Below are 23962 nucleotides of genomic sequence, written 5' to 3'. Positions count from 1 at the left end.
TTTATTCTCTCAGATTTCCCTTCCGGATATTATCCCGGATGATTCTGTCTGTCACTTCAAACAGTTTATCCGAACCCGCTCTGGTCTTACGCTGTCTTTGGTACACCTGCTCAGCAGTAACATTGTGCTCCCGCCAGTCACTGCCGTTGTTGCTGTTATTCAGTAACAGCGGCTGGAGATTGTCCATGGCATGGGCAAACTTCGATTCCGCAGTTTCATATGTCTCGAATTCATCAAATAATGCTGTGAATTCTTCCTTCTGTTCTTCGGGCAGCATGGAAAATATCCGCTCTTTGGCGGCGTCTTCTCTGGCTTTCTGTGTTTTCAGCCCTTCCGTATCATATGCATAGGTATCTCCTGCGTCAATTTCAACAATATCGTGAATCAGGCACATTAACATTACCTTTGCAATATCCACCTCTTCATTGGCATATTCTTTCAGCAGATATGCCATCACTGCCAGATGCCATGAATGTTCAGCATCATTTTCATTTCTTCCGTGTGAAGATAAATGAGTCTGTCTGAATATATTTTTTACCTTGTCTATTTCCAGAACAAATGCTATCTGCTTTTTTAACCGTTCTTCCATGTCATCACCTCTCCGAATCGCAATTTTATCTTTCGTCCGTATGCAAACTTCTGTGGTTATCATATGATAAAAGATACGGAACGATTTGTTTTATGAATCACACACACGCCTGCAATAAACACACATGCAAAAAATATTACTAACCCCCAGAATATACCGCCCGAAATATCTGGCTTATTATAAAGAATAAAGTCTGGCAAATTCGCAACGGCATGAGCTATAATACATACCCATAATGACTTAAATTTATAAAATATATACCCGAAAACCAATGCCATCAATGCCGCACCCGTTACCAGCAAAAATCCGCCTGCCACAAAATGCATCAGGCCAAACAAAACAGAACTCACTATAATAGCTGTTACTGCATTTGTGGTCTTTTCAACTCTTGTATATACAATTCCTCTAAATGCAATCTCCTCTGCAACAGGAGCTATTACTAATAAATTAGCTACCATCATTACGGTACCGGACAGTGGGGTTATTTCATTATAAAAATCAACTGATTTGGATATCATCATTGAGACCATTCGCCGAACCTGCTGCCATAAATACTATTGATAACAGCATTTGTAAAATTATTGTTAATCCGGAATACAAAACAAAATAAGTCATTGCCTTCCATATACCTTTCATACTTTCAACCCTTTCATTACTAAAGTAATCTCTATAACGGATGCAGCATACTGACATCATTCAAATTTCATTTCCTGTTTTACCATACACAGTTCCTATATTCCACTTATATTTTTCTTTCTTCAGACGACTGCCATTTTATAGCAATTCGCCTGAAGTATTATCACAATTTCAAACTCTCCAAATCCAGCAGGGGAACCAGCACGCCGCCTATACTGGCAATTTGCTGAATATACTGCGTACTCCCGGTTCGTATAAGATATGGCAACGGATTCAGGCACTGAGGCGGCACATCGCAATACCGCTCTATGCTGTTGCATGGCAATGCCAGAAATCCATTTTCCAGATTGACAATAATAAAATACTCGAGTCCCCACAGCCGGTTAAACAGATACAGAAACAGAATATTAAAGAGGCACTGGCGTCCGAGGTTTACCATCATGGCACGCAGGGCGTCCCCTGTAGCCTGAAAAGTACACATCATGGACATCTGTATCGCCATAAAAGGCACCACCCACGCATATGCCCGCAAAAACGCAACTCCCACTTCAATAATCTGCACATCACTTGTAAATGCCTTTATAAAAGCCGGTGCCAGCCACAAAAACGGCACCAGCAATACCAGACACAGACATACTTTTTATCTCCACTATAATTCACTTGATGAACTTCTGGGCAGACTTCAGACAGAAATGACAGTCAAACGCATTAGGGTACGGTGGTAATGTTACAACCAAATCTACCGTTCCACTTTGTATGACAATTCCTCTATAAATCTCATTGATATTTCCGGATTTTAATGCAACATTGCTCCCACAATTCACAGGCATTTCATATAATGGCGTCTATAATACATTCCAATATCCTGCTTTTTTTGATCCTACTCTCTCAATATAGCCATTTTCACGCAGAAATGAAATATTGTTATCTACAGCTGTTTTGCTAACTCCTAAGATTTTACGAAGTTCTTCAGCCGTTATGTTGGGATTGTCCCTCATTTCTGTCAGAATTTTCCTTCTTCTTACATTTAAAGTTTTTTTATTTCCAACCTTATTCGAGGCTTTTTTAATTTTTTTCAATGGTATTGTTACAACAATTGAATTTTCTCTAAATGCAAACGCCTCTTTACCATAAATTTCCGTTATTTCAGGGACTCCCCGTCCTGATTTCTCACTTATATGCAATTGCAGAAATATCTCCGACAGCTTTTCATTCACAGGCACAGACTCCCCCAAATAAAAGCCTTCCATTGTCTGTGCGGGTGGTAGAGAGCCTCTTGATAAGATTTCTATCCTGTCAGAAAAAACGGAAATCATCGGTTCGTTTCCCTCTGTCCATTTGTTATGCAGGACAGCATTGATGATTGCTTCCCGAAATGCCTTGTTATCAAACAGCGGCACCTCTTTCCTTTCCACAACCCTGTCTGTTTCATCTGCCTGTATGATATATAGATACTCTGAGAGGAAAATGAGAATCATCCGAAAGCAGCTGCGCCAATAAATTAAATTGTCCTTCTTCATTGCGCAGACCTAAATTTTTTATAAAGGTTTTATCATTTAAAACGATTCCTTTTGATCCATAATATCCAAACAATTTTTAGAAAGTAAGTTCCTGATATTTTGCCGGAATTGTTTCTATGGTTTCTGTTCTCCCATCACCACTTTACAACTTTTCCATAAAAAATGTCATACAGGACTTTCTGATGTATAATAAGTTTGCAAACAAAAAAATACGAAAGAAAGTGATCCTGTACGACAAACTTATTATACAACGAAAAAACTATAATTGGTAGACTTTATCATTATTTTTACATTTATTTTGAGACTTGTTCCATTCCTACGGCTGAGACATTAATCCTGCTTCTTTTGTCCATACTGACACTGGAGTCAGCGGATTCCATCCGTTTCCTTTACAGGCATTTCCTGTCGAAGCTTACAGATAAATCCCTGAATGCCTTTTACTATGCCTGCTCCTATGCCAAAGTGGACTATTCCAGGTTTATCAATGCAACAGCATCCATGGCTTTGAAGCTGATCCCGGAAAACCTTAGGACACAGCCTGTCTTTCTATGTATTGACGACACTATTGTCCCCAAATATGGAAAGAAATTTGAGGATGTCTCAAAACTCTTTGACCATTCCGCGCATAACGGCAGCGGCTACCTGAACGGGCACTGCTTTGTGAGCGTCATGCTCTGCGTGCCGGTGTGGGATAAGGACAGGATTGTTTACCAGGCGCTGCCGCTTTCCTACCGCATGTGGCAGAAAAAAGAGTCCAAACTGGAACTTGCCGCTTCCATGGTACGGCAGGTCATGCCTGAGTTATCGGAAAAGAAAAATGTAATCATCCTGTGCGACAGCTGGTACACTAAAAGCTCCCTGGTTTCTGTCGTGGATGAATACCCGAACCTTGACCTGGTCGGAAATGCAAGGTACGACTCTGTCCTTTATGACCTTGCCCCGCAGCCGACCGGAAAAAGGGGGCGGCCTGCAAAACACGGGAAACGCCTTTCAGCGGATAGGGATTTTACACTTTCGGACGAAAAAATAGGCGGCTACTATATTGGAACACGCCGTGTCCTTACAAATATTTTCGGCACAAGGGAAGTCCTTGCCTATGTGACAGCCACAGAGAAGGAAGGCGGTTCCAGACGCCTGTTCTTCAGTACGGCCTTCCCAACACAGCTGCAGATTTTTTGTGCATGGCAGGAAAAGGTTCCTCTGAACCAGACGGGAAGTGCATGGATGAACTACATCCCCTTGTTCCTATATTCATTCAGATGGAATATTGAAATCGGCTATTACGAGCAGAAAACCTTCTGGTCGCTATGCAGCTATATGGTGCGTAGCCGGAGAGGGATTGAAATGCTGGTCAATCTGATCAACATAGCTTACTGCGCGATGAAGCTGCTGCCATACCAGGATGAAACATTTTCAAAATACCGTAAGGAAAGCGTACAGGATTTCAGGTTTGCACTCAGCGAAAGGATCCGGCAGGAGGTATTTTTTGCCACTTTCGTAGAAAAGAGCGAAAGTATAATAAAATCATCTGCCCTTATGAAAACCTTGAAATACCTTGTCTGGCAAAAGGGCTATTATTTGTAAAAGTTGTAAACTGGTGTTCTCCCATCAAGTATCTTAAAAAGTTCAATCTCCCTCTTAGGATAGTCCCTGATATTGCATTTCGATGATCCAATTCTTATATACCGCTCTTCCTTAAATGCAGTAGGTATCTCAAACGCCGCAGGTATGACCAGTACGACAACTTTCTTTTGCTGAATTTCAATTTCCTCAAAAGAAAAATTCAGGCTCAGAGAAAGATTTCTCGCCAGATAATTCTGATATGGTTCTTTATTGTAGTCGCAATATTGATTGAATGTCGTTCCAACTATTTCATGATCCTCATCTTTAACTCCCTATATAAAATAAGCATATTTTTTATAGTGGAACGCTGCAGCGTTTGATAACGCGGAAACATACTCTCCTAATGTTTCCGGTTGAAACCAATTCTCTTTAAATTCAAACCATTCCTTTTCATCATTCATGGCGCATAAATCTAATACAATCTGTTTTATATCCATTGACAATCTCCTCGATACGAATTTATTCCCAACTTTATTTCCTATTTTTTTAATTATAACACGTTGGGAATAAAGTTGGAATAAAAATTTATATTAATATTAGTTTCAACTTGATATATTATTTTTCGTGACAATAAAATTCCTTCAAAACTGTAAACAAGATAGTCCACATGATTTTCATGGAAAGTAATAAATTCCATTTTTGTATCTGAATATGACAGTAAAAAGACACTGTTCATATCTGCAATTGCTTCACTTTTCCAATCAGAAAGAATATTACCGTTCTCGTCGATTTCCGAAACATGTATCGTACAAAGAGAGTTGCTCCATTTTCCGCAAGTAACAAAACATTTATCTCTGGTAACTGTCGGATATCCATTCCATATATTTTCAAGAATATACTGTTTTCTTGTTTTATATAATCCGTTTTTATCAAACTGATAAACAAACAATTTATCATATTTTTTATGGTTGAATAAATCAATTTGATAGGAGCAACATTGATTATTTAGGCAGAATATCGCATCCATTCCAAGATCTTTGCGTACTATCTCTTTAGTAATGCGAAAACGATTTTGCAATGGAAGAACAATTTCGCCCTCACGCTCTGTGCTGGTTGAACTAAGGCTCACCCAAGCCGTATTATCCTGTGCTGTCAAAAACTGGGGATTTACACCTTTATCTTCAGTAAGTGCATTAAGTAGCTCAAAATTATTATCCAAAAATAAATAGTCGATGTGATAACGGCTTTGACCATCGTCACACTTAACAGCAAAAACCCATTCCTCATTCATGCAGTCCCAAAAATGATCACAAACACAAATAGGTTTATTGGCAAGGACTGTAATAGCCCCGTTTTCTTTTTTTACCTGATAATGAGTTAAAGAGGTTTGCAATTCATTCATTATATTTACCTCCGACAATAATAAATTCCGATTGGATTTTCACAAAATCTAAGGGATTTAATAACTCTTATATTTTGTTTTCATGAACTGCTCTAACTACTGAAAACATTAAATTTGTGCAAGGTGAGCATTCCCTTATGTTATTTTCTCCCTCTTGCTGTTATGAACCCTAATGAGGGAAACTTTAAGGGAAAGAAAAACCTATGTTACATTCTACGGATTGACTGTAACAAAGCAGAGAAAGGATTAAAAAACACAGCATGGACAGACCATGTACTAAATGCACTGGCAATAGATAATCTGCTTGAAACATGCAACCCATCGGACACCGATGGGTTTGTTTTATCTCAACAACGAAATACAGATATTTATAGATGCAGAGGATAATCAGGAAAGTTTGACATAAAAATGCTTAAAATCTTTTACAAAATGCTTTTAAGCATTTTTCATTTTGCTTTTTAATCTCTTTCAAAATGCCAAAAGAAATATATATCCAAAAGAGCTTATTATTTATACAGAATAAAATTTCTCCAAAGTCGAGAGCATTTTCTCTTGACTGACAGGTTTTGTCAGATGTGCATTCATTCCTGCATCAGTTGTCCTTCTTATATCTTCACTATATGCGTCTGCTGTCATAGCTATTATTGGGACTGTTACAGCGTCAGTTCTTGGCAATGTCCGGATTGATTTTGTAGCGGTCAGACCATCCATCACAGGCATTCTCACATCCATTAACACAGCATTAAAAGTATTCTCAGGCGAATTATTAAAAATATTAACAGCAATCTGTCCATTTTCTGCCGTCATTACTTCAATCCCTTCATCTTCCAGCATAAATTTTGCAATTTCCATATTCAGTGGGGTATCTTCAACTAACAGGACTTTCATGCCGTCCAGATGGGCGTTCCGTTCCTGTATGCTTTCCATTTTATTCTCTTTCTCTGCAATGCCAGACATTATCCCTGTATCAAATGTTACCTCCACAGTAAATTTACTGCCAACTCCCGGCTTGCTTGCTACCTTGATAATCCCCCCCATCAAATCAACCAGTTTTTTTGTAATAGCCATTCCCAATCCGGTTCCCTTATACCCATTGCAATTTCCGCTATTTTCCTGTGTAAAGGAATCCCAAATTTTTTCCAAAAAATCCGGTTTCATACCAATTCCGGTATCCTCAATCTCAAAATGGTATGTCGCCTTTCCGTCTCCAGCAGAAACCTCCTTTACCTGAAAAAAGATTTTCCCTCCATCCGGGGTAAACTTAATGGCATTTGATAAAATATTGATAAGTACCTGACGCAGATGTAATTCATCGCCAATTAGCAGAGGATGATGGAATATACCAAACTCCCTGACAAAATCCACCTTTCTCTGTGCCAGCAGACTTTCTGCAATTAGTGCACAACCGTTAATCACCTCACGTATATCCATCCGTTCATGGTTCATAACCATTCTGCCGCTTTCAATCCGGCTCATATCCAAAATATCGTTAATCAGGGATAGCAGATGTTTGGAAGAACTGTCAATTTTCCCTAGACAATCAAGAACCCTATCTTTATCATCAAAATGTTTCATGGCAATACCTGTCATTCCAATAATGCCATTCAGGGGTGTCCGTATATCATGGGACATATGGGATAAAAAAGCACTTTTTTCCCTGCTGTTGTTCTCTGCCCGCAAAACGCTCTCTTGTAATGACAGATTTTCTGTTTCCAAAACCGCAATTTTCTTTTTTAACTTTTTCACTGTTTTCTTCTTTTTCATAGCTCCTCCATTCCAGTAATTATCTTGTTTACACAAGTTATTTTATACGATTTCCATCTGATAAACCATAAAGGGCAGATAACAAGTATGTTAAAACTGCGTTAAAAATATGCCGGGCATAGCCCTTATACGGGCTGTTTTCCGGCATATATTTATCTTTATTATTTTTTAGAAAATGCAATCGTTACCACCGTTCCCACATCCACAGTACTTTCCAGACTGAGCTTTGCATGGTGGTACAGAGCACCATGCTTTACTATGGCAAGACCAAGACCTGTTCCACCTACCTTTTTGGAATGGCTTTTATCCACCCGGTAAAAGCGTTCAAACACCCTGTCCTGATGTGATATAGGAATCCCGATTCCCGTATCACGCACAATCACATTCACGCCATCTCCCGTCTGGTTTACCAAAACATCCACCGTACCATTTTCCTTGTTATATTTAATCGCATTGTCACAAAGGTTATAGAGCATTTCCTCCAAAATTTTATGCACGCCTATAATCTCTGCCCTGCCGCCAATCAAATGAAAGGTAATATTCTTCTTATCGGCTTCTTTTTCCAACCGTCCGATTACTTCCTTTGACAATTCATATAAATCCACCGTTTCCTTTTCATAAGGAATACTCTGCCCGTCAAGTTCAGAAATCTTAATAATATCATTGACTAACGTAATCAGCCGCTGTGCCTCATCATAAATGGATTTTGAAAAGTCAGTCACATCATTTTCCGGAACATCGCCTGCTTTCATCAGTTCGGCAAAGCCAGAGATAGACGTCAGCGGAGTTTTCAGTTCATGGGAAACATTTGCCGTAAACTCCCGGCGCAGCATATCCCTTTTTTCACGTTCCGTAATATCCAGAATAACCACAACGGCCCCAATTACGGATTCCTTCTCATAAACCGGATTGGCAATCAGACTGTAACTGCGTTCCTCCCGCACCATCGTATTCTCTGCCTTTATTCCTGACAATACATCGGATATAACGCCTCTGAACTCTTTTGCCCGGCAGAACAACAGGACACTCCTGTCTGCCGGAGGGGTAATCTCAAGCAGGTTTAATGCGGCAGAATTATAGGTCAGGAGATTGGCGTCTGCATCAATAACCAGAAAGCCCTCACTCATATTTTCTGTAATAAGGTTAAATTCTTTCTGTTTTTTGCGGGCGTCCGCAAGCTGTTCCCCTATCGTTTCTTTCTGGTCTGCAATTTTCCGTAACAGAGGTGTTAATTCCTCATATGTGTCATTATTTTCCGGTATTTCCAAATCCAGTTTGTTAATTGGTTCTATAATGGCTTTTGATACCCTTGCGGAAAGCACCAGTGTTAAAATCAATGCGACAAACATAATGAATAAAATCGGCTGAAGCATCCCCATCAGAATGGTTACTACCGTATACTGTTCTGTCGAAACCCGCAGTATGCTGCCATCGGAAAGCCGTATGGCATAATTCACTGTTTTTTCCGTCAGGGTTTTGGAGTACCTCGTACTCATGCCCTTCCCCTCTTTCATTGCCGTTTTAATTTCATCCCTGTCGGCATGATTATCCAGTTCGGACACATCTGCCCTGCTGTCGAACAATACCGTTCCATTTTCATCAATCCATGTGATACGGTTATTTCCGGCAAGTCTGTTATTCTTGTTATCAAAACTGTCAAAATATCCGGCTCCCTCATTTTCAAGAGCATGTGCCAGAAAGCCGGCCTCATTGGCAAGCTCTTTCTGTATCTGCTTTTCAAAAAAATGAAACAAAAGCCCCATAATCAATGCAATGGTAGCTGCCAATACAAGACAGACGGTAAGCAGTGACGAACGAAAAATTTTTTTATTCATTCCAATCGCCTCCTAATTTATAACCGATTCCTTTTATAGTCTGAATGAGTTTTCCGGCATCCCCCAGTTTTACCCGCAGTTTCCGGATATGCACATCCAGCGTCCGGGATTCTGTATAATATTCCCCCCAGACACTGGTTAAAAGCCTGTCACGTTCCACTACATTGCCCTCTGCCTCCAGCAGAACCATCAACAGCAGATATTCCTTATAGGAAAGCGATACCGCTTCCCCTGATACCGTAATAATATGTTTTGCAGGATTAACATACAGCCCGCCAATCGTATACGTTCTGTCATCCTGCGTTTTTTGGGAACGCCTCAGTACCGCCCGGATCCTTGAAATCAGTTCCATCGTTCCAAAAGGCTTTGCCACGTAATCATCCGCTCCCATATCAAGGCCTGTGACCTTATCAAATTCACTGCCCTTTGCGGTAAGCATAATCACAGGGATATGCGCAGTCGCTGCATTACCTTTCAGTTTATTCAGAATCGACAACCCGTCTTCTTCCGGCAGCATAATATCCAGCAAAACCAATTCCGGCAGTTCCGTATTTAGTCCCTGCCAAAATTCCTTTGGAGAAGAATGCCCCTGTACTTCAAATCCCTCTTTTGACAGCGCATAGCATACCAGCTTTCTTATATTATCATCATCTTCCAGCAGATAAATCATGTTAACCGATTCCTCCTTTGGTGGAGCTTTCCTTATTTTCAGGTCTTTTCCGATGCTCTCCGGTAATGGAATAAATAACCCATTCCGCAATATTTTCTGCATGGTCGCCAATCCGCTCAAAATATTTTGCAATCATCAGCAAATCCATAAGAGCCTCCGCATCGTCGTGTCTCTCCGTTATTGATTTTATCAACTCCCGCTTTACCTTGTCAAATAAATCATCCACGATATTATCATGTTCAATTACCAGCCAGGCAATATCCAGATTCATTTTTACAAAAGATTCAATACTTTCTGACACCATTTTGATCGCTGCTTCTGCCATTTCCCGGATATGGGTTTCGCCAAGCGTTCCCTTTTTTGCCACATAAGGTGCAATCTCCACAATATCCGATGCCTGATCTCCAATCCGTTCCATATCGGATATCATTTTCAAAGCGGCTGAAACAACTCTCAAATCTTTTGCCACGGGCTGCTGCTGCAAAATCAGTTTCAGGCAGAGGGTTTCGATATCACGCTCTTTTTTATCAATCTGCGTATCCGCATCCAGACACATATTTTTGCTGTTTTCTTCATTATCCGTAAGATATTTTACCGCATTGGTAATTGCCTCCTCGCATAAGGCTCCCATGGTAACAAGTTCTGTATTAAGCTGCGATAACTGTCTGTCAAATTTATTCCGCATTATCCAAACCTCCCTGTAATATAATCCTCTGTCCTCTGGTCAGACGGTGTGGAGAACATGGTCTGCGTATCATCAAACTCCACCACCTCGCCCAGCAGGAAGAATGCTGTCTTATCTGCAATCCGCACTGCCTGCTGCATATTGTGGGTTACCATAATAATCGTATATTTTTCCTTCAGTTCCATTGCTAAATCTTCAATCTTTGAAGTGGAAATAGGGTCAAGGGCAGACGTCGGTTCATCCATCAGAAGGACTTCCGGCTCTACCGCCAGTGCCCTTGCAATGCAGAGCCTCTGCTGCTGGCCGCCACTCATGCCCAATGCACTCTTTTTCAAACGGTCTTTGCATTCCTCCCAGATTGCCGCCTGCGTCAGGGAACGCTCCACGATTTCATCCAACTTAACCTTTGATTTGATTCCATGTATTCTTGGACCATAGGCAATATTATCATAAATACTCATTGGAAACGGATTCGGTTTTTGAAAGACCATGCCAACACGTTTCCGCAAAATGTTTACATCAATCCCCTTGTAAATGTCAATGCCGGAAAGCATAATTTCTCCTTCGATACGGCAGCTTTCCACCAAATCATTCATCCGGTTCAATGTTTTCAGATAAGTGGATTTTCCACAGCCAGAGGGGCCAATCAGCGCAGTGATTTTCTTTTCCGGGATTTCCATGTTGATACTTTTCAGGGCATGGCTCGCACCATACCATAAGTTTAAATTCTTTGTCGTGATAATGTGTTCCATAACTTTAACCTCGTTTCTGTTTCAGTCTAACCGCCGCTATCTTTGCCGACATATTGATAAGAAAGGTAAGTACAAGCAATATAGCGGCAACCGCAAACGCAACATCAAACTGCCCGCGCTCTTTCGCATATACATACATGGCAACGGTCAGGGTAGAACCCGCATTTCCCGCCTGCACTGCCTCTGGTACGGACAGCAGTTCATTTGCCATCCCTGCCGTAAAGAGAAGTGCGGCACTTTCACCTACCACTCTGCCCACCGATAAGATACAGCCGGTAACAATCCCATCAATGACACAGGGAATGACAACTGTACGAATCATATACCATTTGCCTGCCCCTAATCCAAGCGAACCTTCCCGGTATGCTTTTGGCACCGTTTTCAGGCTTTCCTGTGTGGTGCGTATAATCGTGGGCAATGTCATGATTGCCAGGGTGAGCGAACCGGCCATCAGACTGGTTCCCAGAGAGAAAAACTGCACAAACAGGAGCATTCCCACCAGTCCATATATAATTGATGGGATTCCGGCAAGGGTTTCTGTTGCCAGTTCAATGACCCGTACCAGTTTTTTATTCTTTGCATATTCGTTCAGATAAATCGCAGCCCCTACCCCAAGCGGCAGTACAATTACAAGCGTTATGATAATGATATATAAGGTATTCAGGATGTTTGGCAGAATCCCGACCGTACCACGCAAAAGGCTTGGTTTCGTAGAAACAAGCATCCATGAGATATGTGGAATGCCCCGGTACAGGATATATCCAATCAGTCCGAGCAGGAGAGAGCAAATCAATCCTGCTGATAAAACCATCATCAGCTTTAAGATAGTATCCTTAATTTTTCTTGCTTTCGATATTGTATCAGTCACATGTATTTCCTCCATTTTCCTCAAGAACGCTGTTTTTGCGTTCTTGATAGGTTTGCCTTAGTTCCACTTGGCATGGTATTTTCATGCAATAGTGGAACTTCAAACCTTTTTTTTAATTACTACATTTAATATCAGGTTAATTGCCATAATGAACAGAAAAAGCACCAGTGCGATGGAAAATAATGCCTGTCTCTGTAAGCCGGAAGAATAGGACATTTCACTGGCAACAGCAGTAGTCAGAAACCGGACGCTGCCAAACAGTTTCGGCATATTGGCAACATTTCCCGCTACCATCATAACCGCCATCGCTTCCCCGACTGCCCTGCCAATGCCTAATACAACCGCAGTGACAATGCCGCTTTTTGCGGCAGGCACAACCACCTTAAATACGGTTTCCGTCTTTGTCGCCCCCAGAGCAAGAGAAGCCTCCTCATATTCCTTTGGCACCGCCCCGATTGCCGTTTCCGATACGGAAATGACAGAGGGCAGAATCATAACAGCAAGGACAAGAATTGCCGAAAAGAGGTTTGCACCATCCGGGAGATGAAATATCTCCCTTACGCATGGAACAATGATGATCATTCCCACCAGCCCATAAACGACAGACGGGATTCCGGCAAGCAAATCTACCACATTCCTTACTGCACTGCTAACTTTCTTTGGGGACATCTTTGCCAGAAAAATAGCACATAGCAGTCCAATCGGAACTCCTATGAGGATTGCCCCCAGAGTTCCGTATACGGATGTCAGGATAAAGGGAAGGATTCCATAGGAAGGCTTTGCAGAAGTAGATGCCCAGACCTTCCCAAACAGGAAATCTCCCAGACCGATATCCCGTATTGCCGGAATGCCGCTTATCAAGAGAAATATAGTAATTAGGACGACAAACAGTATCGTCAGCAGACCGCATACCAAAAACAACAGGTTCATTGCCCTTTCCATCCACCTTGCTGTCTTTTTTATCTTTTCCATAACAGCCCCTCCTGTAATTACCGTTTGACAGGAACAGCACCTGCCTCTGTAATAAGGCTGTCTGCCTGTTCGCTGGTAGCGAAGTCGAAAAACTCCTGTGCAGCTTTAGAAAGAGCAGTGTCCTTTTTTGTGACCAGCACGAAGTTTCTCTGGACTTTGTATTTCCCATCCTGAATACTTTCTGTTGTCGGGCTTACCCCTTCCACGCTGACCATCTTTACCGTATCACCAACCGAGGCAACCGATGCATAGCCAATGGCATTTGGATTGCCGGATACCGTCTGCACGACATCGCCCGTAGACGTAAGTTCCTGTGAATACTTGCATTTATCCTTTGTGCCTGTCACTTCCTCAAAACCGTCTCTTGTGCCGGAAGCCGCCTCACGCCCAATACAGACAATCGGTGCGTCGCTGCCGCCAACCTCTTTCCAGTTGGTAATCTCACCACTGTAAATCTTCCCTATCTGATCAATTGTTAAATCTGTTGCCGGATTATCAGGATTGACTATGATTCCGATTCCATCAATGGCAACTACCGTTCCCTGTAAATCTGCTGTTTCATCTTCCTTCAGGTCACGACTTGCCAGTCCGATATCACATCTTCCTTCCGCTACTGCCTGTATACCGGAACTAGAACCCGTTGGATTGTATGTAACCTTTATATTTCCATGTTCCTCCATATAGGCTTCACTCAAAAATCCAATGACTTTCTCCATTGAAGTGGAACCGTCGGTGGCTATTGTAGTTGTCTCATTTGCTGTACTTTTGTCAGTGAACGAACCAGCATTGCCGCTACATCCTGTCAATACCCCTGTCATAAGTGTAAAAACGGTTGCAATCATAATAAATTTTTTCATATTGAACACACTCCTTTGTTTTTTTTGTATGAACCAAGTATACCGTCCCCAATGTTAACTCTAAAAGTGCATATATGTTAATTGTAAGTTAATTGCACTGCAAAAGGCATAGAATATTTCATCTATGCCTTTTAACAACGGAATTATTTATCTGCCCTGTATATATTCCTCGTTTTGTCTCTGATACATAGGACGGTTCTCCCTTGTACGTTCTTCCGGTTCCATATCCTCCATGAAACTCTCCACCGCCTTTACATACACCTCTGCCAGCTCTAACGTACATATCCGGTTCTCCGGCATGATTTCCTCTCTTATTTCAGAAACCTTTACAGCCTGTTCCTTCTGCACATTCCAGAATCCCGCCAGCCTGTACTCCGTTCCCCGTCCGTTATAGTCCTCATACACCGGAACCACTTCCCCTGTGGAAGTCTGCCACGAGGCAATCTCCGGGAACGTGACAAGCCTGTCATGCTGAGGGAGAGAGGTACGGTACTCCCTTAACAGCCTGCCGAGAGGGGTATAGCCATAAGGGGAGGCGGCCCGTATATCCTTTTTTTCTTCTACAAACTTTGCAAACTCCCGCACCAGCGGAATCATGGATAACAGCTTATAAAAGAGTGCTTTGAGTTTATCCAGTACGTTGATGAAATCCAGACGCTTTTCAAACTCTTTATCCAACACACCGATATCCTCTAAAAACCCCTCTTTTTTTACCTGTATTTGTTCCTTTTCATCTGTTGCTTTCCTGACATCACGCAAAAGACGCTCTTTATCAGAATGAAGGATAAGCGTATCTGTTTTTAAGGACAAATTTTCCTGCCGTATTTCCTCCTGTTCTGCCATCAGTTTTTGTTTCATTTCCCTGCCTTCTGTTTTTATCTGTATCAAATCTTCCTCTGCTCCGATAATCTCTGTTTTCGTGTCAGACAACCGCCGTTCTGCTTCGGAAACTTCTTTTTCTGCCTGTTCCAGACGTTGGTTGGCATTAAAAAGCCTGTCCTGTTTTTCTTCAAGGAATCCCGCCACCATTTCCAGCCGCTTCGTTTCCTGCTGCACCTTATATTCCGCAACGGTCAGGTCATAGTTTTTCCCTTTCTGCTTATCTTTTACAAGCACTCCGAAGTGGATAAGCATTTCTACGCTTGCGGTCTGACGCAGGCTGTTCTGTAAAATATTCTCCAGCGTTTTCGGAGTGAAAACAGAGCGTTTGGAAACCTTTGTTTCCAGCCCGCGCTTAAATCCCCTGCCTATGGGAACGCCTACAACGTGCATATGCGGGCTTGCTTCATCAAAGTGGACTACCGCATTTGCAACTTTGAAATCCGGCATTTCTTTCTGCAACTGCTCCAGTAAGGTGTCATATACCTTGCAGATATTTTCTTTGTTTTGCTTTTCCTTATCTGTTTCCATAAAGACATCTTCCCAGAAATCCTTATCCCCGCACTGGAAAATAATCTTCACTGCCATGTCTTGGTTCTTGCCGGACAGATGTTCAAAATAATCGTCAATCCGTCGGTCTGCCCTTGTCTGTTTTTGGTTATACTGCTCCAGTGCTTCTGAAAAAGTGTCCTGATAGACTTTTTTCACATCCCGCATAAGATTTGTACTGCCAAAGAGCAGGACAATGTTCTCCCTGTCATACTCTTTGGAACGGTATTTCCGCAGGTTGTGTTTTGCCACACCGGACAGCCTGCCTTTGCTGTTGAGGGCACTTTTCCCGTTGCTGATATGGGCACTGTATGATACTTCATTCATCACATCCCCCTCTCTGCCGGAGGAATTTTTTTCTTATTTGTCATTTCCTTTCCGGCTGGTTTCCTTATCAATCATTTTACGTCTCCGATTTTCCTTTGGGCTGATGGGAACGTGGCGGGGTGCAGTTATCATTTCGGCTCTGCCGATAATGATAACCCCCTAGCATTTTTGTCAAGCCAAAAATGCGGGGGCCCTGCCGGGGGCTTGTTCAAGCGGGTGTATATCCAGCTTTTGCCTGTTATTTTGCCTGCCGGAGAAACCATCTGCCGCTGACCTGTATTCTGCCAAAGTAAAATACTGCGGATAAACATAAGTGCCAGCATGGTGTAAGCATACTGCCTACAGGTGCAGGCATAAGTAACTGCATAATCTTCATAAGTACCGGCACAGGTGCAGGCACCTGTCTGTTTCCCCTAATTTGGGTGCGGGCAGAGTGCAGGCAGAGGTGCAGGCACTTTTCCCATTGATTCCCCTGTCATGGTGTAGTTTTGATGTAGGCTTTGCCCCAAATGATGCAGGAATGGTGTAGTATTTCAAAAAATGATGTAGGAACGGTGTAGAAAAAATCTACACCATTGCTACACCAAAACTACACCATTCCTGTCCTGCCAAAGAAAAATTCCGGTTGATAACCGGAGAAGTCTGTGATACACTTATCTTGCGTGTAGGTATATCAAGACTCCGGTCTGATTGCCAATGGGGCAGCCGTTATGGCTGCCTCTTATCATGTCCGGACAGTTTTTACTTCCGGGCGGTTCCGCAGGTCTTTCCCCTCATTTGCTGCCATAAACCTCTCCAGCACATCCCTGCGTATGATTGCTTTCCGTCCAATCCGCAGCACCGGGATTTTCTCCCATTCCACCAGTTTCCGCATGGTGTTCCTGCCAATGCCCGTATATTCGGACGCTTCCTCTATCGTCATTCCAATCTTAATCTCTGCCATACAAATATCCTCCCTCTTTTCCGATAACCTGTTTTTCCTGCATTTTCATTCCTGCTCATATCCGTATCCCCTTTCTTGTTGATTTACAATATTGCATTATGCAACGATGTAAAATACATAATAAATACGATGGTTTTGTCAAGTCCTTTTGCGGTTATTTCTATTTTGCATATTGCAATATCTGTTTTTGTGTGTTATTATAGTCTTGTAACAACGAAACAGATTTCCCTTTAACAGCTTATAACAAGCAGGGGGAACGCAGTGCAAGGAGGTCACGATGGAGAAGAAAGAACTTCGCAGGACAATCGGTGAACGGGCGAAACAACGCCGCAAGTCGCTGAAACTCCCCCTCCAGTATGTTGCCGGACAGATGGACGTGAACAAGACCACCATCCAGCGGTATGAGAATGGGAGCATTGACAACACAAAGAAACTGATTGTTGAGGGATTAGCGGATGCACTTCATGTATCAGCGGCATGGCTCCGGGGCGAAACAGAGGATATGGGGGCGGATATGTCGGACAGCAGGGATTTTAAGATTGAATCCGCCATGAGCCGGATAATGGGCGATTTCCCGCTTGACATGAAAGAGGAAGAAAGCGATTTCTCAAAGGATTTGCTGCTTTTGTTCCTTTATGAGTACCGTATGTTTAACCAGTCTTTTACCCATGCGGCTAAAGAGTATGGTAAGGGCGGGGATTTCAATGAGGCAATGTCAAAGGTCATGGGATTTGAATCTGAACAGGAGTTTAACAACGTCATGTTTCTGCGGGAGGTTATGCGTTTCATCAACAGCACGAGTGAAATCAGCGACATTGTAAGGGTGTATGCCAAACAGCCGGAACTTGCGAGGACGAGGCTGAAAAATCTTCTGAGTGAACATTCCTTGTGACAGGGCAGCCGGAGTTTTGATATGCCTACACGCAAATAAGCATATCTATCAGTTCCGATTGCCAACGCAATAACAGATTGCGTCTAGGAAAGGAGATTTTATTATGGCAAAAGGTTCTGTAAGAAAAAAAGGAAAGAAATGGTACTACCACTTTTATGTGGAGAATGAGAGCGGAAATCTGGTGCAGAAGGAGTACGCAGGAACAGAGAGCAAGTCAGAAACGGAGAAACTTCTCCGCAAGGCAATGGAGGATTACGAGGAAAAGAAGTTTGTGGCAAAGACGGAAAATATCACGCTGGGGGAAATGCTGGATATATGGCTGGAGGAAGAAGTAAAGCCCGGTACATTAAGCACTGGGACGCTGATTGCCTATACCACTACCGCCAGACAGATTAAGAAACATCCTATCGGACAGCGTAAGCTGAAAAGCATAACTGCCGACCATTTACAGGAGTATATTGATTTCCTGTCTTTTGGAGGAACAAGACCGGACGGAACGGAGGCTCAGCCCATCAGTAAAAACTATATGCTCCAGTTTTCGGCAGTCCTGCGGGGCTCGTTCCGGTTTGCGGTATTCCCGAAATGCTATATTACTTTTAATCCCATGCAGTATGTACGCATGCGGGTAAAAAAGGAGGAAGTGGAACTGTTTGAGGGAAATGCGGAAAATGAGACAGACATCCCGACCATTACCCATGAGCAGTACACGGAGATAACGGATTATCTCCGTAAAAAAAGAAATCCGGCACTCCTGCCGGTGCAGATAGCCTATTATACTGGATTACGCATTGGCGAGGTATGCGGGCTGGCATGGCAGGACATCAACCTTGAGGAACAGTATCTTACCGTCCGCCGGAGTATGCGTTACAATGCCACCCGCCACAAGATGGAAATCGGTGCAACCAAGCGGAAAAAAATCCGTACAGTGGACTTCTGCGACACACTGGCAGAGATACTAAAAAAAGCCAGAAAGCAACAGCACAGAGAGCGTTTCCAGTGTGGCGAAATGTATTTCCGCAATTACTATCAGAAAGTAATGGAAAAGGGAAGGACGCATTATGATCTGTATTCTTTGCAAAGTACGGAGGAGATAGCGGACGATTACGAAGAACTGTCTTTTGTATGTTTACGTCAGGATGGTTCCTATGAATCAACCGCAACCCTCTCCAATGTATGCAGGCTGATTCAGAAACACGTAGAGGGGCTTGAAAATTTCCACTTCCACCAGTTGCGGCACACCTATACGAGCAATCTGTTATCAAACGGGGCAGCCCCGAAAGATGTGCAGGAACTTCTGGGACACTCATGAGTTTGGCTTACGACACCATTCTCATTCTAACATAGGAGGCTTTTTTCTTATATCCTCACCGCTTCCGCTTACTCCATTCTCCCCAGCATAGCTGGGGATTAGGATTTTCATTTATAATGAAGGTGGAAGAACTTTTTTGGCAGAAATGGAAAAGAGAAATCTACAGAAAGCACAAATTTAAAAGCAATACAGATGTAAAGAAATAAAACAAAAAGGAAACCCCATCATTCACAAGGTTTCCTCTTTTACTGCGGAAGATGGGACTTGAACCCACACGAGCATACACCCACAAGATCCTTAGTCTTGCCTGTCTGCCAATTCCAGCACTTCCGCATTTCCGACGACTAATATATAATAACAAATTTCGCTGAAAAAGTCAATGGTTTTTTCCTGCTTTATACATATTTTTTTTCAAATTCTTCTGAGCGCATGGGTTTGTCAAAATAAAAGCCCTGTATCATCTGTATCTGCATGTTTTTCAGGATTTCATACTGGCGCTCGTATTCCACCCCTTCCACGCAGACGTTCATACCAATCACCGCCGCAAGCTCACAGACAATCCGCACAAAAGCATCTGCAAATTCATCTTTTCCAAGATCTTCAATAAAGCAGCGGTCTATTTTAATCACATCCACAGGCATTTCCCGTATGTGGTTCAGGGAACTGTAGCCCGTACCGAAATCGTCCAGCGCCACCCGCACGCCAAGCTCCTTAATCTGTCCCAGAATTGTCTTCATTCTGGTCATATCGTTAATGGCCAGGCTCTCCGTTACTTCCAGCGTGAGGTTGGCAGGGTTCAGTCCTGTTTCCTCCAGTACTTCCCGCACCCGGTCCGCCATATCATTTCTCAGAAGCTGTACCACCGACAGGTTGACATTGACTTTATATTCCGGATGACCCGTGTCATTCCACTTTTTGCAGTGATGGCAGGCCTGCAGCAACACATGATCTCCGATTGGATTAATCAGTCCAAGATATTCCGCCAGCGGAATAAATTCCGCCGGGGAAATAAATCCCAGCTTTTCGCAGTTCCAGCGTATCAGCGCCTCCGCTCCCATACAGGGATTGCCCGGTCTGGACACATCCACAATAGGCTGATAATACACCTCAAATTCATCACAGGCATTCATGGTAGCGTTTCTCATATTCTTTTCCAGATCCAGACGCTTGAAAGAAACCCCGTCCACTGCCCCATTATAGAATTCATAACGGTTCTTTCCTGCCTTCTTGGCTTCAAGCAGGGCCAAATCCGCTTTTTTAATCAAATCCTGCACCGTATCGCCGTCGGAAGGAAACCGGGCAATACCCATACTCATGGTACAGTAATAGTCTGCTCCTTTCAGGAACCAGGGTTTCTCAAAAATCTCCAGAATATCTTCCAGTATCCTGTCCATCATGGCATATTTTTTATCCGTGACAATAATTATAAATTCATCGCCGCCCATACGGTAACAGGTGCTCTCGATACCGGAAATCCGCTGAAGGCTGTGAGAAATTGCCCGCAGCAGCACATCGCCGTACTGATGCCCCAGACCATCATTAATATGTTTGAAATCATCCAGATCCATATACATCAGGGCGCCCTCTCCGCCCTGTTCCCTGGTCAGGGCAATCTGGGCCTCCAGATCCTTTTCACAGCGCATCCGATTATACAGGCCCGTCAGAAAATCATTATTCGCCTGTCTTTCGATTTTCTGCTGATATCGTTTTGTTTCCGTAATATCGTATACCGTATACAAATCCACTGTTTTCTGATCCACCCAGCGGATTTCCCGCCGATGTACATCAAACCAGCGGTCGTCTTCCTCTATGTACAGCTCGCCGCTGCTCTCCTGCTGTTCGTCGTCCAGCGCCTGAGCCAGCAGCAGCTTTACCGTCCTTCCGTCCAGCCTGCCTCCGAAAAATCCGCAGAACTTTTCATTGGCAAACAGCAGTTTTTCTTCTGAAGAGCATACGCAGATTCCGCATCCTACGTTATTTAAAATTTCCACCCCGGACATATATACGCCCATATCCCCTGTTTCCGGCAGCAAATTTCCCGCTCCCTCTGTGTGTTTTTCTTCCATATTCATAGCCTGTTCCAATCCCTTTTCCCAATAATAAATAAATTGTAAATACCTTTCTCATCCATACCGTATTCCTGCAGCAATACAAATTCTTTTCTGAGGCGAAGCTGCTTCTTCACATAATTTTTCTCATTGGAATACAGAATAATCCTGCCCTGCCCCGTCAGCACCTCCTGGGCTTTTGCAAAAAAATCTCTGTAAAACAAATCCTGCTCTTCTCTGGTTTTTTTACCTCTGTCGGGCATGTTGGTAACGATTTCATCGAACAGATAATCATGCTGAAATGCAAAAAAATCCCGCTGGATATAGTTGACGTTTTTCCCGGCCAGCGCGGTATTTTCCCTTGCTCCGTCAATAGCCTCTCCAAACATGTCAATCCCGTACATCACCCTTGCCGGACACAGCCTGTCCCGCTCAATCAGCATGGTTCCCACCCCGCAGAAAGGGTCCAGAATCTGAGCATGTTTTTCCAGATAAGGCTCTGCCAGGCGCATAATCAACGCCGCCTGCTCCGGCCGGATGGAAGCGGCCACGGTCCGCTTCCGGTAGGCAAAACGATTTTCCCCAAAGGTATACAGCTTCACCAGCGGCAGAAAAGTTCCGTCTTTCCGCTCCATCAGCCGGATTTCCACTTCATAATCCGACGTGGAGTTGTACAGCCTGCGGCCTGTTTCCTGTTCCAGGGCAAAGGCGCATTTTTTGGCAAAATCACTCCGTTTATCCAGGGGCATCCTGCTGTGAACCCCCAGCCGGAAATAATAGCTGTCTTCTGCTTTATGGGCCCTGTCCAGCAGCTCCAGCAGATTGGACTGAGCCAGTGCTCTGGCCGCCTGCCTGGGCTCCGGCTCCACCTTCCCTGTATTCAGCGGAAACAGCAGTTCCCCGTATGTGGGAATTTTTAAAATGGGCCGAATCTGGCTGGTGGCCACCCGTACACCGCTTTTCAGAATGGTTATTTTCCCGCCATGCACCTGGGAAGCAGTTATCTTCTGATACAGGCTTCCGGTAGTCAGTATCAGCTCATATGTCTCATCATAGCCCCGAAATCTGTGTTTCGGGTGATTCTGTCCCGTATGCAGCAGGTTTCTCAGGGCTTTCAGTTCTTCCCGGATATGCTTCTCTTCTTCCTCCGCCGGCTTATACTGCTCCAGACGGTTCAGCCTTTCTTCCAGCCCTGATCTGTGGGAACTGATATCCAGTTCCGAAAGGGCGAAAAGATAGCTGCTCTTTACAAACAGTTTACTCTCTTTCTCATACGCTTCATACAAAGGTGCGGCAAATGCATCCTGTTTCAGCCTTCCTAACACCATTGCCGCATTTCCCCGGACTTTCCCGTCCTCATGGTGCAGCAAATCCAGCAGAAAATTATATTCCCCCTGAAGAATGTCCAGCAGTTCCTGTCTGGATTCCTCCTGCTTCAGCTCCTGTTTCAGGGCAATCAGATCTTTTCTCAGATTCTTTCCCGTTTTCAGGCTTTCATATTGTTCTTTTACCATATGGTTCTCCTGTTCCTGGAAATTCTTATGGCCTTATTGTACTGTATTATCCTGTTTTTGGCAATAGGAGGAAACTCGCAGTTCCGGGCCTTTCTCCATTACTTCTCCCTGTTCCTGCCGCCGCCTCCAATCAAAACCTTTTTTCCATGAAAGACAAACCCGTATGTTCGGATACGTTCCGGTTACATCATACCTGCCGAACCCGCTTTCCCGATTGGAGGTAATGACATATCTGTCAGACAAATCCACCATCAATCCCAGCACAAATCCATGATAGAATCGTTCCGGTTCTGCCTCAGAACGATTCTTTCCGGTATCAAAATAACTGAAGGTGGCCAGTGCGACTTTATTCATGCAGTGATTCATTGCTCTGATATCATTTTGCAGCAGAGCTTTGATAAAATCATTATAACCGTCATCGGAGCCCTGAAACCAGTCGCGAATCATATTTTCAAACATCAGCCTCACTTCTTTATTCGTAAGGGAAAGCTGATAACAAAAATTCCCTGCCCGTTCCTCAAATCCCCATGTACTACTTTCAAATATCCGGCCGCAAGAAGAAAACTCCAGACTGCCCCTTTTTGAAAAGTCTGTCACATCTCCAAAAGTAAAACCATCATACCAGTCTTTTACCTGCTGCCGGCGCTCCGAAAGTCCGTATTCATCCAGCGCAGTAAAAACTTCCTCTTTCGTAAAACCGAAGATATCCTGATATCTGTCTGAAGTTGTGGTCACAACCTCCAGATTATCCAGGTCAGAAAATATAGTTTCTTTACTAATCCTTGTAATTCCTGTAAGAATCCCCCGCTCCAGACTGGAATTTGTTTTAAATGTGGAGTGAAAAAGTCCCCGGATAAATTCAGTCATTTTCTCCCGGTAACCAAATACATATGCTTCCTGCACAGGAGTATCATATTCATCCAACAGGATAATCACTTTTTTCCATAATAGTGATGCAAATATTCAGCCAGTGTTCCGATAGCCGAAACTGCCACATAATCCACACCTTAACATCGGCAAAACTCAGAAAAATCACAGGATATGTCCCCTGTAATTGCCTGTATTCCTCATCTTCCCATATTTTAAGCCCCTGAAACAAATCTTCCCGCCCTTTATAGTCCACAGAAAAAAATTTTTCCACCATGCTCATGGTCAGAGTTTTTCCAAATCTCCCGGGACGGGTAATCAACGTCACGTCATCATCCCTTTCCCACCATTCCCGGATAAATCCTGTCTTATCCACATAAAAATTGTTCTTTACCCTGACTCTTTCAAAATCCTGATGTCCGATTCCTATGGTTCTCATGTACAAATCCACCTCTTTCCTGCCACTTTTATTTTTCAAACGTTCCACTTTATCAATGTTTACAGTATACCCTCTTACATAA

At 43.3% G+C, this 23962-nt stretch carries 21 protein-coding genes, 1 tRNA gene and 2 pseudogenes; 3 read left to right on the top strand and 21 right to left on the bottom strand.

What is annotated here, in order from left to right:
- Position 1 precedes the first annotated feature (1 nt).
- From VSQ32_01965 to VSQ32_01950, 4 genes are all read right to left on the bottom strand, one after another.
- Positions 2-589: an HD domain-containing protein gene (locus VSQ32_01965; GenBank protein ID MEH2941646.1), complete on the bottom strand. Its 588-nt coding sequence runs from the start codon at positions 587-589 to the stop codon at positions 2-4.
- 59 nt (positions 590-648) lie between these two features.
- A complete protein-coding gene (locus VSQ32_01960; protein ID MEH2941645.1) occupies positions 649-1119 on the bottom strand; it encodes a CPBP family intramembrane glutamic endopeptidase in 471 nt (156 codons plus the stop codon).
- A gap of 269 nt (positions 1120-1388) precedes the next feature.
- Complete coding sequence (locus VSQ32_01955; GenBank protein MEH2941644.1) at positions 1389-1844, bottom strand: MATE family efflux transporter; 456 nt, start codon at positions 1842-1844, stop codon at positions 1389-1391.
- Between the two features lie 226 nt (positions 1845-2070).
- Positions 2071-2703: an ATP-binding protein gene (locus tag VSQ32_01950; protein ID MEH2941643.1), complete on the bottom strand. Its 633-nt coding sequence runs from the start codon at positions 2701-2703 to the stop codon at positions 2071-2073.
- A 402-nt stretch (positions 2704-3105) separates the two neighbouring features.
- On the opposite strand from VSQ32_01950, the gene VSQ32_01945 reads away from it, so the two are divergent.
- Positions 3106-4329, top strand: a complete 1224-nt coding sequence (locus tag VSQ32_01945) for a transposase (GenBank protein ID MEH2941642.1) — start codon at positions 3106-3108, stop codon at positions 4327-4329.
- Here VSQ32_01945 and VSQ32_01940 read toward each other — a convergent pair.
- The 13 genes and pseudogenes from VSQ32_01940 to VSQ32_01880 all read right to left on the bottom strand — a co-directional run bounded on the left by VSQ32_01940 (position 4320) and on the right by VSQ32_01880 (position 16811).
- Positions 4320-4628: pseudogene (locus VSQ32_01940) on the bottom strand (ATP-binding protein). The gene VSQ32_01945 and the pseudogene VSQ32_01940 sit on opposite strands and share 10 nt — an antisense overlap.
- 12 nt (positions 4629-4640) lie before the next feature.
- Entirely contained in the window at positions 4641-4805 is a 165-nt protein-coding gene (locus tag VSQ32_01935) for a hypothetical protein (protein MEH2941641.1), read from the bottom strand.
- Positions 4806-4858: 53 nt separating this feature from the next.
- Complete coding sequence (locus tag VSQ32_01930) at positions 4859-5710, bottom strand: hypothetical protein (GenBank protein ID MEH2941640.1); 852 nt, start codon at positions 5708-5710, stop codon at positions 4859-4861.
- Between the two features lie 510 nt (positions 5711-6220).
- Complete coding sequence (locus VSQ32_01925) at positions 6221-7474, bottom strand: ATP-binding protein (protein MEH2941639.1); 1254 nt, start codon at positions 7472-7474, stop codon at positions 6221-6223.
- Positions 7475-7635: 161 nt separating this feature from the next.
- Positions 7636-9309 (bottom strand): ATP-binding protein, encoded by a 1674-nt coding sequence (locus VSQ32_01920; protein ID MEH2941638.1) that lies wholly within the window; start codon positions 9307-9309, stop codon positions 7636-7638.
- Complete coding sequence (locus tag VSQ32_01915) at positions 9302-9979, bottom strand: response regulator transcription factor (GenBank protein ID MEH2941637.1); 678 nt, start codon at positions 9977-9979, stop codon at positions 9302-9304. The genes VSQ32_01920 and VSQ32_01915 overlap by 8 nt, the downstream gene beginning before the upstream one ends.
- A 1-nt stretch (position 9980) precedes the next feature.
- Positions 9981-10664, bottom strand: coding sequence for a phosphate signaling complex protein PhoU (gene phoU, locus VSQ32_01910; GenBank protein ID MEH2941636.1), 684 nt, complete (start codon positions 10662-10664; stop codon positions 9981-9983).
- Positions 10664-11416, bottom strand: coding sequence for a phosphate ABC transporter ATP-binding protein PstB (pstB, locus tag VSQ32_01905; GenBank protein ID MEH2941635.1), 753 nt, complete (start codon positions 11414-11416; stop codon positions 10664-10666). The genes phoU and pstB overlap by 1 nt, the downstream gene beginning before the upstream one ends.
- A 4-nt stretch (positions 11417-11420) precedes the next feature.
- Entirely contained in the window at positions 11421-12284 is an 864-nt protein-coding gene (pstA, locus tag VSQ32_01900; protein ID MEH2941634.1) for a phosphate ABC transporter permease PstA, read from the bottom strand.
- A gap of 99 nt (positions 12285-12383) precedes the next feature.
- Positions 12384-13256 (bottom strand): phosphate ABC transporter permease subunit PstC, encoded by an 873-nt coding sequence (gene pstC, locus VSQ32_01895; GenBank protein MEH2941633.1) that lies wholly within the window; start codon positions 13254-13256, stop codon positions 12384-12386.
- A 17-nt stretch (positions 13257-13273) separates the two neighbouring features.
- Positions 13274-14113 (bottom strand): phosphate ABC transporter substrate-binding protein, encoded by an 840-nt coding sequence (locus VSQ32_01890; GenBank protein ID MEH2941632.1) that lies wholly within the window; start codon positions 14111-14113, stop codon positions 13274-13276.
- A gap of 147 nt (positions 14114-14260) precedes the next feature.
- Positions 14261-15868: a plasmid recombination protein gene (locus tag VSQ32_01885; protein MEH2941631.1), complete on the bottom strand. Its 1608-nt coding sequence runs from the start codon at positions 15866-15868 to the stop codon at positions 14261-14263.
- A gap of 724 nt (positions 15869-16592) precedes the next feature.
- Complete coding sequence (locus tag VSQ32_01880; protein MEH2941630.1) at positions 16593-16811, bottom strand: helix-turn-helix domain-containing protein; 219 nt, start codon at positions 16809-16811, stop codon at positions 16593-16595.
- A 277-nt stretch (positions 16812-17088) separates the two neighbouring features.
- Here VSQ32_01880 and VSQ32_01875 point away from each other — a divergent pair, with 277 nt between their 5' ends.
- Positions 17089-17703, top strand: coding sequence for a helix-turn-helix transcriptional regulator (locus tag VSQ32_01875; protein MEH2941629.1), 615 nt, complete (start codon positions 17089-17091; stop codon positions 17701-17703).
- Positions 17704-17806: 103 nt separating this feature from the next.
- Positions 17807-19012, top strand: a complete 1206-nt coding sequence (locus VSQ32_01870; protein ID MEH2941628.1) for a tyrosine-type recombinase/integrase — start codon at positions 17807-17809, stop codon at positions 19010-19012.
- A gap of 249 nt (positions 19013-19261) precedes the next feature.
- Here VSQ32_01870 and VSQ32_01865 read toward each other — a convergent pair.
- The 4 genes and pseudogenes from VSQ32_01865 to VSQ32_01850 all read right to left on the bottom strand — a co-directional run bounded on the left by VSQ32_01865 (position 19262) and on the right by VSQ32_01850 (position 23880).
- Positions 19262-19345 (bottom strand) — tRNA-Leu (locus tag VSQ32_01865).
- A 62-nt stretch (positions 19346-19407) separates the two neighbouring features.
- The gene (locus tag VSQ32_01860; GenBank protein MEH2941627.1) at positions 19408-21078 is read right to left on the bottom strand and encodes an EAL domain-containing protein; all 1671 of its coding nucleotides are present in this window, start codon (positions 21076-21078) and stop codon (positions 19408-19410) included.
- 2 nt (positions 21079-21080) lie between these two features.
- The gene (locus VSQ32_01855) at positions 21081-22574 is read right to left on the bottom strand and encodes a methyltransferase (protein MEH2941626.1); all 1494 of its coding nucleotides are present in this window, start codon (positions 22572-22574) and stop codon (positions 21081-21083) included.
- Between the two features lie 98 nt (positions 22575-22672).
- Positions 22673-23880: pseudogene (locus VSQ32_01850) on the bottom strand (AAA family ATPase).
- Positions 23881-23962 lie beyond the last annotated feature (82 nt).

This window comes from Lachnospiraceae bacterium JLR.KK002 (assembly GCA_036941025.1).
GTDB lineage: Bacteria > Bacillota > Clostridia > Lachnospirales > Lachnospiraceae > Petralouisia.
The sequence above is the reverse complement of the archived record's forward strand: the minus strand, read 5'-3'. Positions and strand labels throughout refer to the sequence as shown.